Below are 13,760 nucleotides of genomic sequence, written 5' to 3'. Positions count from 1 at the left end.
GCATGAGGTTGCTGACATGGAGTGCTTTGCTGGCAGGGTGGATGACGTTGGCCGTCTGGGGGCAAACGCTCACGGTCGCGATGGAAGAAGCCGATAACCGCCCGTTTGAATATCTGGACGAGCAGGGCAATCTGACCGGCTTTCATACCGAACTGGTGCGGATGGTGGCTGCTGATCTGGGATGGTCGGTACAGTTTGTGCGGGTGCCCTGGAGCCGGGCGCAGCTCCTGCTGTCGACCGGCAGGGTGGATGCCGTTACCTATATGGGCAAGACCGCGGAGCGGCAGAAGTTTGCCGTGTTTCTGGAGGGGAATCAGCTGCATGTTGAGCATGTGACCCTGTTTGTCCGGCGTGATGACCGCCGGCGAATCCGTTATCTGCCGCCAGTTGCCAGCATGATGCAGCAGTTCCGTTTTGGTGCCCCGCGTGGCTATTTTCTCGGCCAGGAGATCAGTGATGCGATCAGCGCGGGCGGCAAGGTCGATCTGAGCCCCCAGACCCAGGCGCAATTATTCAATATGCTGCTGGCCCGGCGCATTGATGTGGCCGTGGCCGAGACGCTGGCTCTGCAACTGGTGCAGCCGCAGATACCGGATGTCGCGTCGCGGGTGGTGCAGGTGCCGGGCGCGGTATTCAGCGGCAATCCGATGTATATCGCGTTCAAGAATGCTGCTGATGGACCGGATCTGGCACGCCAGTTTGCGGCGGCCTACGCCAAATGGCGGCGCACCGGTGCCTACCCCTGGCTGGTGGCGCGCTTTCATGTGTTCGACCGGGTGCCGGATAGCTTTGTCCAGCGATGAGCGGCAGCGCTCCCGGGGGACTGGGCAATGGATTTTCCAGACGTCTAGTCGCGCAAAACAAGCTTCATTCAAGGTTTATGACTCTGTAATCGTTGCTCCTTAAGGTAGCGGCAAATGATCTGACCCATGGATGTCAGTGTGTCGGTTTATTTGTCTATACGTCTAAACACAAGGAGCCGGTTTGATGAAAAAGCAGATGGCCGTTTGGCTGGGCATGGCACTGGGTGCCGCCTCCATGGCACAAGCCAATAGCACCCTGACGGTGTACACCGCCCTGGAGGTGGATCAGGTCGATGCCTACAAGGCCGCTTTCCAGAAGGTCAATCCCGACGTCGATCTCAATTTCGTGCGCGACTCGACGGGCGTCATTACCGCCAGGCTGTTGTCGGAGAAGAATCATCCGCAGGCCGATGCGGTCTGGGGGCTGGCCGCGACCAGCCTGATGATCCTCAAGCAGCAGGGCATGCTGCAAGGCTATACCCCGAAGGGGGCCGACAAACTGAGTCGTCAGTTCATCGACAGCAGCAAGCCGGCGCAATGGGCCGGCATGGATGTCTGGGCGGCGACCATTTGTTTCAACACCGTTGAAGCGGCCAAAAAACATCTGCCGGCACCGACCAGCTGGGCCGATTTGCTCAAGCCGGTGTACAAGGGGCAGATCGTGATGCCGCATCCGGCCTCCAGCGGGACCGGCTATCTGGATGTGTCTGCCTGGCTGCAGCTGATGGGAGAAAAGAAGGGCTGGGCTTACATGGATCAGCTGCACAACAACATTGCCCAGTATGTGCATTCCGGCTCCAAGCCCTGCAAGATGGCGGCCGCCGGTGAGTATCCGGTCGGCATTTCGTTTGAATATCGTGGTGCCGAGCTGAAGAGCCAGGGGGCGCCGATTGATCTGATCTTCCCCAAGGAAGGTCTGGGCTGGGATCTGGAAGCCACTGCCATCATCAAGGGCACCAAAAACCTTGAAGCCGCCAAGAAGCTGGCGGATTTCTCGGCCAGCCTGCCGGCCATGCAGCTGTATCAGAAGAGCTATGCCGTACTGGCCATGCCGGGTGTGGCGCAGCAAAACCCCAATCTGCCGGGCGATTATGCCAAGCGTCTGATCAAGAATGACTTCGGCTGGGCAGCCCAGCACCGTGACGCCATCCTGCAGGAGTGGTCGCGTCGTTATGAAAGCAAGGCGGCGCCGAAGTCCTGAGCTGTGTGGCCTGTGTCAGCCAGAGGGCGGGATCTCCCGCTCTCTTTTTCCACTTGTGGCGCGGCCTGTCAGGCCGGGCGAGGGAGGTCGGCATGCAAGTTGCCGATGGTTTGAGCCGTTTGACGGCCCATTTGACCGTGCGGAATCTGACGCGCCGGTTTGGTGCCTTTACCGCACTGGATGCGGTGTCCCTGTCAATCGACAAGGGCGAGTTTGTCTGTCTGCTGGGGCCCTCCGGCTGTGGCAAGACCACCTTGCTGCGCCTGATTGCCGGTCTGGACCAGCCCGACGACGGGCAGGTGGCACTGGCGGGGCGTGACATTACCCATGCACCGCCGGCTGCGCGGGATTACGGCATCGTGTTTCAGAGTTATGCCCTGTTTCCCAATCTGACGGTGGCAGAAAACATTGCCTATGGCCTCAGGCCGCGGCGTGACAGGGCGCGCATTGCCGCGCGGGTGCGCGAGCTGCTGGATCTGGTCGGCCTGCCCGGTGCCGAGCCGCGCCTGCCGGCCGCACTGTCCGGTGGCCAGCAGCAGCGGGTGGCCCTGGCCCGGGCGCTGGCGACTTCCCCGGGCATGTTGTTGCTGGATGAGCCCTTGTCGGCACTGGATGCACGAGTACGTGAGCGCTTGCGCGAGGAACTCAAGGGGCTGCAAAAGCGCCTGGGGGTCACGACGCTGATGGTGACGCATGATCAGGAGGAGGCCCTGGCGCTGGCCGACCGGGTGGTGGTCATGCAGGCGGGCAAGATCGAACAAGTAGGCACGCCGGCCGAGATTTACCAGCGTCCGGCCAGCCGCTTTGTCGCCGAGTTCGTCGGCGATGCCAATTGGCTGCCGGTCGCGGCGCGGCAGGACGGGGCGGTCAGCGTGGGCAGCCATACCCTGCACCTGCAGGCGGACCTGCCGCCAGAACGGAATCTGACGCTGTTCCTGCGGCCAGAGGATGTGATCATCAAGCCGCAGTGGGATGGTGCGGCGAACACCCTGCTTGCCCGGGTGGAAGATGTCAGTTTTGCCGGCGCCCTGACCCGGGTGCGTCTGCAACCTGAAGGCATGCCGGGGCAGGTGCTGCATGCCGAGCTGTGTCCATCAATGATGCAGCGTCAGCCGCTGGTGCCGGGAGAGATCGTGCCGGTCGAGTTGCCGATGGCACGTTTGCTGGTGTTTGCCGGGGAGGCCGCATGTTGAGTGCCGTCTGGAAATCGCGGCCATCCCTGGCGCGTGCCATGCCGGCCGAAACCCGGCTGGCGCAGCTCTTGCTCGCCGTGCTGCTGTTACTGCTCAGCCTGGCGATCTGTCTGCCGCTGCTCTGTCTGTTGTCTCGCGCCGTCCAGGATCGTGACGGCGGCTTTGTCGGTCTGGCCAATGTGTGGCAGGTCCTGCATACCCCTGGTCTTTGGCGTGCGGCCACCCATAGCGTGTCGCTGGCCATGACGGTCTGCCTGATCGTCACGCCGCTGGCCTTTGCTTTTGCCTGGTCGCTGACCCGCACCCGGGTCCCGGGACGGGGGTGGTGGCGACTGATCGGTCTGTCGCCGCTGCTGGCGCCCTCCCTGATGCCTGGTATTTCGCTTGTTTATCTGTTTGGTAATCAGGGCTTGATCAAGGACTGGATGCCTGGCGGCACGGTGTACGGATTCTGGGGCATGGTGATGGGCGAAAGCTTTTATACCTTTCCCTACGCCTTGCTGATTCTTTCCACCGCGCTGGCCTCGGCTGACGGTCGCCTGTACGAGGCGGGCAGGGTGCTGGGGGCCGGCGCCCTGCGCCGCTTTCTGACCATTACCCTGCCCGGTGCACGCTATGGCCTGGTTTCAGCGGCGCTGGTGGTGGCGACCCTGGTCATGACCGACTTCGGGGTCCCTACCGTCCTGGGGGGCGATGTCAACGTGCTGGCCACCGAGGCCTACAAGCAGGTGATCGGTCAGCAGAACTTCCCGCGCGGGGCGGTGATCGGTCTGATGCTGCTGTTGCCGGCAGTGCTGTCCTTCGGTATCGAGCGCCAGCTGGCACGCCGGCAGCAAGCAAGCATGACGGCACGTTCGACTCCCTATCAGCCGGCCAGACACCGCTGGCGCGACGCGCTGGCCGCCTTGCTGCTGTGGCTGGTCAGCGGTGCCTTGCTGGGACTGCTGGCCGTCGGTGTCGGCGCCTCGCTGATCCGCTATTGGCCTTACAACCTGTCCCTGACCTGGCAGCATTATCAATTCGCCAGTTCGGATGGCAGTGGCTGGCATGCCTACTTCAACAGTCTGCAAATGGCGGCAGCGACTGCCGTACTGGGAACGATGCTGGTGTTTCTCGGGGCATACGTCTGCGAAAAAATGACCCTGGCGCCGATGCTGCGCGCCTTGTTGCGTTTGCTGGCGATGTTGCCGATGGCGGTGCCGGGGCTGGTGCTGGGCCTGGGTTATGTGTTCTTTTTCAACCACCCGGCCAATCCGTTGAATGTGCTTTATGGTGGCATGACGCTGATGGTGATGTGCACCATTGCCCATTTTTACACCACGGCCCATCTGACGGTGACCACAGCCCTGCGGCAGCTGGATGGCGAGTTCGAGTCGGTGGCCGCCTCGCTCAAGGTCCCTTTCTGGGTCACCCTTTGGCGTGTGACCCTGCCGGTCTGCCTGCCTGCCCTGGTGGACGTGGCCAGGTTCTACTTCGTTTCTGCCATGACCACTTTGTCAGCGCTGATCTTCCTCATGAGTCCGGCCCACAGCGTGGCGGCTGTGTCGATCATTACCCTGGATGACAGCGGCGACACGGCAGCGGCAGCCGCCATGTCGACGCTGGTGGTGCTGACCTCGCTGCTGGCGACCGTGTTGCTGGGCGCGCTGGCGCAGCGTGTGCGCTCAGGCACTCAGCGGTCGTCGCGATGAATGCGACGCAGCCAGTCGAAGCAGGGGCGATGACTTTGTGTCTGACGCCAGGCGTGGAAGGTCGCCGGCAGTCGGGCCGCCAGGCTGGCTTCATCCTGCTCCGGCGCGACCAGCGGGCCAAGCAGGGCACAGACGGACAAATCGGCGCGGCTGAATTGCCCGCCGACCAGATAGCCCTCTGTGGATGGCAGGGCCTGATCCAGCCGATCAAGGGCGGCTTCCAGTCGCTGACGCGAGGCTGCGCTGCTGGCCGGGGTGATGTGCAGGCCCTTGCGCAGCAACTGACGCAATAGGGGAAAGCCCAGTGTCAACAGTTTCGCCTGACGCGGGGTGGCGCCGGTCAGCAGAAAGGGCAGGGCATGGCGCCGTTCGTGCAGCAGATGGGAATAAAACCAGCGGCGCAGATGGATGCCGATCTCCTTTTCGGCAAACTGCTCCCAGACGGCTGCCTGGCGGGCCGCCTCGGCATCCTGTGGCGTGAGTGGCCGCTCGGGCCAATGCGCGTCGAGATAGTCAATGATGGCCGCAGAGCCCTGAACCACCGTCTGGTCATGCTGCAGGATCGGCACACTGCTCTTGGGGCAGAGTCTGCGGGTGCGTAGCAGATGCAGGCCCGGAATCAGGTTCTCCACGGTATAGGACTGCCCCTTGTAGTCGAGCGCCCAGCGGGCTTTGCCGCAAAAGTGCGAATAGGGAAACTGGATCAGGTTCATCATGGTGTTTGCCGCTTATTGAGATGTGATGATAGGCAAAGCTTGTTATACCGCATGCTGTTATGATTTGGGCAACCATTATGGAGCCATGGCATGCAGCGTTTGACCATTTCCCTGAGTGACGAGCTGGCTGAGTCGTTTGACCAATGGATGCAGCAGCGAGGCTATAGCAGCCGCTCCGAAGCCATGCGTGACCTGTTGCGGCGCGAGCTGGGCGAGCGGGATCTGCAGCAGAACGGTTCACAAGCCTGTGTGGCGGTGTTGAGCTATGTGTTTGATCACCACGAGCGCCAGCTGTCTTCGCGTCTGACCAGCCTGCAGCATGACCATCATGATCTGGCGGTGGCCACCATGCATGCCCACATCAGTCATGAGGATTGTGTCGAAACCGTGCTGCTGCGCGGCCAGGTCGGGGAGGTCACCGCCTTTGCCCACTCGGTGATTGCCGAAACCGGGGTACGCCATGGCCATGTCCAGTTGATTCCGGTGGCTGAGGCGCCGGCGGCGCCCATGTGGCGCCGCAAGCGCTGAGGGGCGCAGACCCTAGCGCCGGCTGAGGCGACAGCGCTGCAGCAGGTCCTGGTCGGCCAGGATGGCTTGCGGGCTGCCTTGGGCTTCCAGTCTCCCCTGGTGCAGCACCAGACAGTGATCGGCAATCTCCGCCACGCTTTCCAGCTCATGCGTGGCCATCACCAGGGTTCTTCCCTGTCCCTTGCTCTCGCGCAGAAAGTGCAACATATCGTCTTGGCTGGCGGGGTCGAGTCCGGCATTGGGCTCGTCCAGCAACAGCACTTCCGGTTCGGTCATCAGTACCGATGCCAGGGCGACGCGCTTCTTTTCCCCGCCTGACAGGCGATGTGGTGCTCTGTGGCGCAAATGCGTGATGGCAAAGCGCGTCAGCATCTCGTCGATGCGCGCATGGATTTGCGCCGGCGCCCAGCCCAGTTGCAGCGGACCGAAGGCCAGCTCGTCCATGACCGTCGGATTGAATAACTGTACATCCGGATTCTGGAACACCAGGCCGACCCGGCGGCGAAAGGCATGTGAAACCGCCTCGTCACGCAGGACGGCCTCCGTCAGTGGTTCGCCAAAGGCGCTGATCCGCCCCTGATCGGGAAAATACAGTCCGTCCAGCAGGCGCAGCAGGGTGGATTTGCCCGATCCGTTGGCGCCGAGCAGGGCGACACGCTGGCCGGCAGGGATGCTCAGGCTCAGGCCATGCAGCGCCCCGATGTCGTGATAGGCATAGTGGACATCTTCAAGCAGGAAGGCCGGAGGCAGTGACTGGGTCATGACAGGGAGTACCGGAAACTAGACAAAGGGAAACGTCAGGGCCAGCAGGCCGACACTGACGAACAGCAGCAGGGCGGCCAGATCGCGCCAGCCGGGGCGTGCCGCCTGCAGCAGATGAATCTCGCCGCGATAGCCGCGCGCCAGCATGGCCAGATGGATCTCCTGGCTCAGTGCGAGCGAGCGCTCCAGCAGGGTTCCGGCACAGGCCGCCAGCTGACGGCGCTTCTCGCGCGCGCTCAGCGGCCCGATCTGTCGGCTGCTGCGGGCCTCCAGCAATTGCTGGGTGCTGGTCAGCAAGGTGAACAGATAGCGATGCGTCATGCCGAGAATCGCGACCAGCACCACGGGCACGCGCAGGGCGCGCAGCCCCTTGAGCAACTGGGGCCAGGGGGTGGAGAGCATGATCAGCAAAGCCAGTGTGGCCGAAGTTTCGGCGCGGCCGAGCAGGAACAGTGCCGAGCGCAGGCCGGTCTGGCTGATCACAGGCAGGACGGCGAGTGGCGGGCCGGGCACCAGGAACAGGGCCGGCAGAGCGATCAGTCCGGTGAACAGCAGGACACTGAGCCAGGCCTGGCGCCAGAGCCGGCGCAGCGTCACGCCGGCACCAAATGACAACAGCACCGCCACGACGAACAGCCAGGCCAGCGCCAGCAAGTGATGCACCGTGACGGTACAGACGATCAGGAAGCCCAGACCGAGCAACTTGCTGCGTGCGTCCAGGCCCTGAAGCCAGCCGGGACGCGCGGCGACCCGTTCGGCATCGAGCGCATGCGTGACGGTATCCAGCAGGCCGGCCAGGGTCCTGCTCCAGAAGCTGCCACCGGCCGCATGCCGGTAGCCGGCGATGAAGGATTGCTCGCTCACGCGGAGACGGTTTGGCGACGACCGCGCCACCAGGACATCAGGCTGATCAGCAGCAGGATCAGGCCGCTGCCCATGACGGCAGAGAGCAGGTAGCCGAAGACCGGGTTGGCCAGAAAGCGCGGGGCATAGTCGGGGATCGGTGCCTCCCAGACCCCGGCCAGACGCAGCATGCCACTGGGCGCGGCCGCAGGTGGTGCTGTCTGGATCGACGCCTGGGTCATTTCTGCGCGTACTTGCGGGTTGCTGAAATCTTCCGGCGCCCATTCCCCCCAGGCCGTGCCTGCGGCCAGCAGCCCCAGCGGACTGAGGATCATGCACAGCGACAGACCGATCCACAACCCTCGCACCGGACGCCAGCCGGTGGCGGCGCGAGACAGGTCGGGACGGCTGCCGGCGCTGGTTTCCAGCAGGCGGGGATTGGCCTTCTGCAGGTAGGCGACGATGCCGGCGCTGATGGCTCCCTCGGCCAGTCCGGCAAAGCCGAGATGGCCAATCAGCATCGCCGGAACGGCAACCGACAGCGGGTAGGGAGCGTACAGCGGCGTGCCGGCGGCATCATGAAACAACAGAGGCTGCAGTCCGAATTCGATGGCGGCGAGCAAGGCGGACAGATTCATGGCGACATAACCGGCCACGGCCGCGGCCCAGATGCGGCGTGGTGCGGTCAGGGCGGCGCCGGCCGACAGCAGGCGATAGAGGGCATAAGCGGCCATCGGGCCGACAATGGCCATGTTCAGACAATTGGCACCGAAGGCGGTGATACCGCCATCACCAAAGAAAACAGCCTGAATGAACAGGGCGATCGACACGGCCAGAATGGCTGCCCAGGGGCCAAGCACGATGGCGGCAATGGTCATGCCCACGGCGTGTCCGGTGGTACCGCCCGGCAAGGGCAGGTTGAACATCATCACCACAAAGCTGAACGCGGCCACGACGGACAGCAGGGGGACCAGACGGGTGTGCAGCACCGCATGAACCCGACGCATGGCCAGCCACCAGAAGGGCAGGGCCAGCGCGGTGGTGGCGAGGCAGGTGGCAGGGCTCAGGTAGCCGTCAGGGATGTGCATGGCAAGACTCCGGGGCATTCAAACGCCGGTCATCTTGCCTGATTTCATATTTATTTTCAAAACTTCATACCGCCGGGTTTGTTCTCGATCAAGCCCGGCTATTCCTGGCCGAAAAAGCGTCGCAGGCTGGCCATCATGGCGCCTGCCTCGCGGGGCGGTGTCTGAAGGTGCAGGTTTTCCAGCAGGCGCTGCTGTTCTTTCAGCCGGGTCTGCAAGACTTCGGACAGCGCACTGACCAGCTCGTCGCGCTCAAGGAAAATACTGTGGAAAGTCTCGCGTCCTACCCGGTAGCACTCCACGGCGCCGATGGCACGCACCGAGTAGGCGCTTGGTTCGCCGGTCAACAATCCCATCTCACCAAAGAAGCTGCCGCTGCTCAGTTTGCCCAGCAGGACCGGATCATGCTCGGCCTGACTCACCAGCATGTCGGCCTCGCCGGCCACCAGGATGAACAGCCAGTCGGAAATCTCGCCCTGTTCCAGCATGGTGTCGCCTGCCACGAAGGGGGTGAACTTGAGTTCGTCGGCCAGTTCGCAAAGCTCGTCTTCCGTCAGCATCTGGAACAGACTCAGTCGGCGCAGATGGGTCAGCCGTTCCTGTTGATGGCGTTTGTGGCGGACATCGACGGCATATTTTTCCTTGGTCATCAGCACATTGAAGATCGGTGGTGACATACGACGGTCATTGCGGCGCAGGGCGGCATCGATCTGGGTGCGGATCGCCGAGTCGGTCGGGTCGTCCATCTGCAGGTCGGTCAGCCAGTAGCGCACCGCATAGCGGGCAATGCCGTTTTCCACTTTCATCAGCACACAGTTGGGCGGCGGCGTTCTGGCGACATGAGGAATGCGCGTCTCCTGCAAGGATTTCTCGATCAGACTGATGATCTGGGTTGGCAGGGTCTCCAGCGAGAGATCGAACCAGACCCAGCGACGCCATTGCACGGGCTGGTGATAGCGCTTGCCCAGCACCATGAAGCGATTTTTCAGCAGCAGACTGTTGGGAATCACCACCGTTTCCCAGTTGCGTGTCTCGATGCTGGTGGCGCGCCAGTTGATTTCCGAGACCTTGCCCGTCACGCCTTCGTGCTCGATCCAGTCGCCGACATGGATGGAATCATCCAGCTGGATGGCGATGCCTGCCAGCAGATTGCCCAGGGTGTCTTGCAGGGCAAAGGCGATGATCGCGGTGAGTACCGCCGAGGTGGTGATGATTTCACCCAGGGCCATCCCGGCGACATGCAGGCGGATGGCGCACCAGATCAGATAGCAAAATGAGACGGTGATATCGGCAATGATCAGCGGCGGGTGCAATCGCAGCACGGGTAGCAGCAGTTTGAAAGCGATGCCGCCCCAGACTCGAATGATCAGCAGGCCTGCTGCCAGGTCGATCAGGCTTGCCTGGATGGCCGGCGGGATGCTGTTGCCCAGCCAGGCGGTCTGGTTGCGCACGGTCAAGGCGGCCAGTGCCAGCAACACCATCAGCACCAGGGAAGTGCGGATATGCTGGCGACTGCTGGCCGAACGCACATAGGTCATGGCCATCATGACCAGCGTCAGCAGTAACCAGGCCTGGTGTTGCTGTATCCAGGACAGAGAGTCTGGCAAGGGCATCATGCGTATCCCCTTACTTGATCAATACTTCATCATAGATAAAAACGGTTTATACCGTTATGGCATCGGAGAGGCGGGGCTGCCGCCGGCCGACTGTCCGATTTGTCATGTTTGTTAATACATTTGCTAACAAAGTAGCAAAGTCATTCATATTGGGCGCCAGCGCAGGCAATTATCCTTGCGTGATCAAATACTAATAATGATTGGCCATTGTGCATTGTGATCATTCTTCGGAGACACGTCTTGCCATGAGTAGTGACAGCGAATGGTGGGATGCCATCGTCGTGGCACACCGGCAGGGAGATTTGCCCCGGGCGCAACACTTGCTGGACCAGGGGGGGCGCGATGGACGGCACCATCCGCTGGCCTTGCCTTTGGCGCGTTGCCTGGCGGCGCAAACGCGTTGTGATGATGACCTGTTGTTGCTGCTGCGTGGCGGCCAGGCCGTGCTGGCCTTGCCGCATGCCCTGGCCCAGACCCGTCGCACGCCACAGGATGCCGCGGTCTGGAAACTGGCGGCGCTGGTGCAGCGTGCCTGCGGCCTGTTGCTGCAGGCTCAGGACAGCTTGCAGCAGGCACTGCAGCTGGCTGCGCAGGATGCCGAACTCCATTTCAATCTGGCCAATCTGCTGCGCGAACGGGGCGAGCACGCGGGGGCCGAACAGGCCTTCCGCCAGGCGCTGGCCCTTGATGGCGGGCATGTTCCCTGTCTGAACAATCTGGCCTTGCTGCTGGATGATCTCGGGCGAGGGGACGAGGCAGAGCATTGTCTGCGTCTGGCTTTGCAGCGCCAGCCGGCCTGGCCGGCGCTGCACAATAATCTTGGCGAACACCTGGCAAGGCACGGCAAGTTCCAGGCGGCGTTGCGCTGCCATCTGCAGGCGATCAGCCTGCAGCCCGACCTGGCCTGGTCGCATGAGTGTGCGGCACGTGTCTGCCGGCAAACCGGCCAGTCGGACCAGGCGCTGCAGTTTGCCCGGCAGGCTTGCCGGCTGGCCCCGCAGGCGCCCGACCCGGCGCTGCTGCTGGTCGAACTGCTTTGCGACGGCGGCAAGCTGGCTGAAGCCCTGTCGCATTGCGAGTCGGCCCTGCAGCATCACCCGGCACATGCCGATCTGCTGGCGCGTCAGGGCGACATTCTGTTGCGCCAGTCGCTCCCGGACGAGGCCGAACGGGCCTGGCGCCAGGCCCTGGCGCAATGCCCCGAACATCCACAGGCCTGCCACGGCATCGGTAGAGTGCTGGCCGCGCGTGGAGAGTCGGCCGCCGCGCTGGCCTGGATGGCACTGGCCTTGCAGCACGGCCCTGCGAGCCCCGGGCTCTATCGTGATCTGGGCAATCTCTGCTTTGTGCTCGGGCGTTTGCAGGATGCCGAACATTATTTGCGCCAGGGGATGCAACTGGCCCCCCGGCATGCCGACCTGCCGGCCAGCCTGGGCTATGTCCTGCGCGAGCAGGCGAAATATGCGGCGGCGGCCACCAGTTTTCGCCATGCCCTGCAGCTGGATCCCGGCCATGTCGAGGCCTGCTGCAATCTGGCCTGTCTGCTGCTGGATACCGGCCAGGAGGATGAAGGTCGAGGGTGGATGGACCGGGCATTGCGCATGGCGCCGGCCCATCCGGGGGTGCTGATCAATGCTTTGCAATATCTGCCTTATCGTGCCGATGATGTGCGCTTTGCCGCGCTGGACGAGGTGTATCTGCAGCGTGAAAGCCTGCCGCTGCCTTTGCGCATGGGCCTGAGCTTTGCCATGGGACGGGTGCTGGCGCAGCGCGGAGACGATGCCGCGGCCTTTGCTGCCTTTGCCGAGGGGAATGCGTTACGACGTCGTCTGCAGCCCTGGGATGAGGCCGAAGCGGAGGCGCGGGTGGCGCGGATTCTCTCCCTGACGCCGGCAGAGACCTTGCAGGCCTATGCCCGGCTGGCCCGTGCGCTGCCTGCGGCGTCCGGCGATGAGCGAGTGCCGATCTTCATCGTCGGCATGCCACGCTCCGGAACCTCGTTGATAGAACAGATTCTGGTCAGCCAGGGTGAGGTGTTTGGTGCGGGGGAGCAGAGTCTGCTGGCGCCGCTGGCCGAGCAGGCGCTGACCATTCTGGCCAGTCAGCCGGTCAGTGCCGGGAGCCTCGCCGCCTTGCGCGCGCTGGGGCGGCAATACCTGGACCAACTCTGGCAACTGGCGCCCGACGCGCGTTACATCAGCGACAAGATGCCGGGCAATGTCTATTGGCTGGGCCTGATGCAACTGATGCTGCCCCAGGCGCGCTTCATCCATGCGGTGCGCGATTTGCGCGATGTCTGTCTGTCTTGCTATTGCATTCCCTTTCATACGGGTCACGGGTACAGCGACGATCTGCTCTCGCTGGGGCACGAAGCCTTGCGCTACCGCCGTGTTGTGCGCCACTGGCAGCAGCTGTTGCCACCCGGTTGTGTTCATGAAGTGGTCTATGAATCACTGGTGGCGGATCTGTCCGGGACGGTGAGCGCCTTGCTGCAATACCTTGGTCTGGCGTGGAACGATCAGTGCCTGGCCTTTCATCGCACGGTGCATACGGTTCGCACGGCGAGTAGCGCGCAGGTTCGTCAGCCGCTGTATGCGGCTTCGGTCGGACGCTGGCAGCGCTACCGGCGGGAACTGGCCCCCTTGCTGGCGCTGTTGGCGCAGGACGATACCCGGGAGGCAACCCCATGAAGCCGCCTGTTTTGACGCTGTGGCTCACCGGCTTGAGCGCTGCCGGCAAAACCACGCTGGCGCAGGCCCTGTACCGGCAGTGGCAGGAGGCGGGTATCCGCTGTCAGATACTGGACGGCGATGAGGTACGGCGCGATCTGTGCGCGGATCTGGGCTTTTCCCGTGAGGACCGGCGCGAGAATATCCGCCGTGTGGCCTTGCGTTGCCGTGAGCTGAATCAACAGGGTATCTGTGTGGTCGTGGCACTGATCTCCCCCTATCGCGCTGACCGACAGATGGCGCGCGAGCTGATCGGTGCGCCGGGCTTTGTCGAAATCTATCTGGCCACCGAGCTGGTCGTCTGTGAGGCGCGTGACCCGAAAGGGTTGTATCGCAAAGCGCGTGCCGGCGACATTCCGGCCTTTACCGGGGTCAGTGATCCCTATGAGCCACCGCTCACTCCAGATCTGCAGCTGGATACCGCCTGCCTCAGTGTCGAGACCTGCTGCCTTCAGGTGCAGTCTCTGCTGGCGCTGCGCCACGCCTGAGTACCCGCCGGGCGCGAGAAATTTGATCTGCTGCCTTTGGTTGCCGTGCGGCTTGTGCTATGCCTGATGAAAACCATGATGACAACCAGGCGGCAATGGGCGGGG

General features: G+C 63.0%; 12 protein-coding genes. 7 read left to right on the top strand and 5 right to left on the bottom strand.

Annotated elements, in window-relative coordinates; genetic code table 11:
- Window positions 1–2: 2 nt before the first annotated feature.
- The 4 genes from AACH39_RS05825 to AACH39_RS05810 all read left to right on the top strand — a co-directional run bounded on the left by AACH39_RS05825 (window position 3) and on the right by AACH39_RS05810 (window position 4,888).
- Window positions 3–803: a transporter substrate-binding domain-containing protein gene (locus AACH39_RS05825; protein WP_338621095.1), complete on the top strand. Its 801-nt coding sequence runs from the start codon at window positions 3–5 to the stop codon at window positions 801–803.
- 184 nt (window positions 804–987) lie between these two features.
- A complete protein-coding gene (locus AACH39_RS05820) occupies window positions 988–2,004 on the top strand; it encodes a putative 2-aminoethylphosphonate ABC transporter substrate-binding protein (protein WP_338621094.1) in 1,017 nt (338 codons plus the stop codon).
- A 92-nt stretch (window positions 2,005–2,096) separates the two neighbouring features.
- Complete coding sequence (locus AACH39_RS05815; RefSeq protein ID WP_338621093.1) at window positions 2,097–3,197, top strand: putative 2-aminoethylphosphonate ABC transporter ATP-binding protein; 1,101 nt, start codon at window positions 2,097–2,099, stop codon at window positions 3,195–3,197.
- Window positions 3,191–4,888, top strand: a complete 1,698-nt coding sequence (locus AACH39_RS05810; protein ID WP_338621092.1) for a putative 2-aminoethylphosphonate ABC transporter permease subunit — start codon at window positions 3,191–3,193, stop codon at window positions 4,886–4,888. The genes AACH39_RS05815 and AACH39_RS05810 overlap by 7 nt, the downstream gene beginning before the upstream one ends.
- Here AACH39_RS05810 and AACH39_RS05805 read toward each other — a convergent pair.
- Complete coding sequence (locus tag AACH39_RS05805) at window positions 4,870–5,604, bottom strand: glutathione S-transferase (protein WP_338621091.1); 735 nt, start codon at window positions 5,602–5,604, stop codon at window positions 4,870–4,872. The genes AACH39_RS05810 and AACH39_RS05805 overlap by 19 nt on opposite strands.
- A 90-nt stretch (window positions 5,605–5,694) precedes the next feature.
- Between AACH39_RS05805 and nikR the strand changes: the two genes are divergently transcribed.
- Entirely contained in the window at window positions 5,695–6,132 is a 438-nt protein-coding gene (nikR, locus tag AACH39_RS05800; protein WP_215781946.1) for a nickel-responsive transcriptional regulator NikR, read from the top strand.
- Between the two features lie 12 nt (window positions 6,133–6,144).
- Here nikR and AACH39_RS05795 read toward each other — a convergent pair whose 3' ends face one another.
- From AACH39_RS05795 to AACH39_RS05780, 4 genes are all read right to left on the bottom strand, one after another.
- A complete protein-coding gene (locus tag AACH39_RS05795; protein WP_215781947.1) occupies window positions 6,145–6,894 on the bottom strand; it encodes an ABC transporter ATP-binding protein in 750 nt (249 codons plus the stop codon).
- An 18-nt stretch (window positions 6,895–6,912) separates the two neighbouring features.
- A complete protein-coding gene (gene cbiQ, locus AACH39_RS05790; RefSeq protein WP_338621090.1) occupies window positions 6,913–7,758 on the bottom strand; it encodes a cobalt ECF transporter T component CbiQ in 846 nt (281 codons plus the stop codon).
- Window positions 7,755–8,825: a cobalt transporter CbiM gene (cbiM, locus tag AACH39_RS05785; RefSeq protein WP_338621089.1), complete on the bottom strand. Its 1,071-nt coding sequence runs from the start codon at window positions 8,823–8,825 to the stop codon at window positions 7,755–7,757. The genes cbiQ and cbiM overlap by 4 nt, the downstream gene beginning before the upstream one ends.
- A gap of 98 nt (window positions 8,826–8,923) precedes the next feature.
- Entirely contained in the window at window positions 8,924–10,438 is a 1,515-nt protein-coding gene (locus AACH39_RS05780) for a mechanosensitive ion channel family protein (protein ID WP_215781950.1), read from the bottom strand.
- Window positions 10,439–10,683: 245 nt separating this feature from the next.
- On the opposite strand from AACH39_RS05780, the gene AACH39_RS05775 reads away from it, so the two are divergent.
- Window positions 10,684–13,128, top strand: a complete 2,445-nt coding sequence (locus tag AACH39_RS05775; RefSeq protein ID WP_338621088.1) for a tetratricopeptide repeat protein — start codon at window positions 10,684–10,686, stop codon at window positions 13,126–13,128.
- Window positions 13,125–13,655, top strand: coding sequence for an adenylyl-sulfate kinase (gene cysC / locus AACH39_RS05770; protein WP_215781952.1), 531 nt, complete (start codon window positions 13,125–13,127; stop codon window positions 13,653–13,655). Before AACH39_RS05775 ends, cysC begins: the two co-directional genes overlap by 4 nt.
- Window positions 13,656–13,760: the final 105 nt, after the last annotated feature.

It is taken from the genome of Paludibacterium flexuosum, assembly GCF_037076605.1.
Taxonomy (GTDB): Bacteria; Pseudomonadota; Gammaproteobacteria; order Burkholderiales; family Chromobacteriaceae; genus Paludibacterium.
The sequence above is the reverse complement of the archived record's forward strand: the minus strand, read 5'-3'. Positions and strand labels throughout refer to the sequence as shown.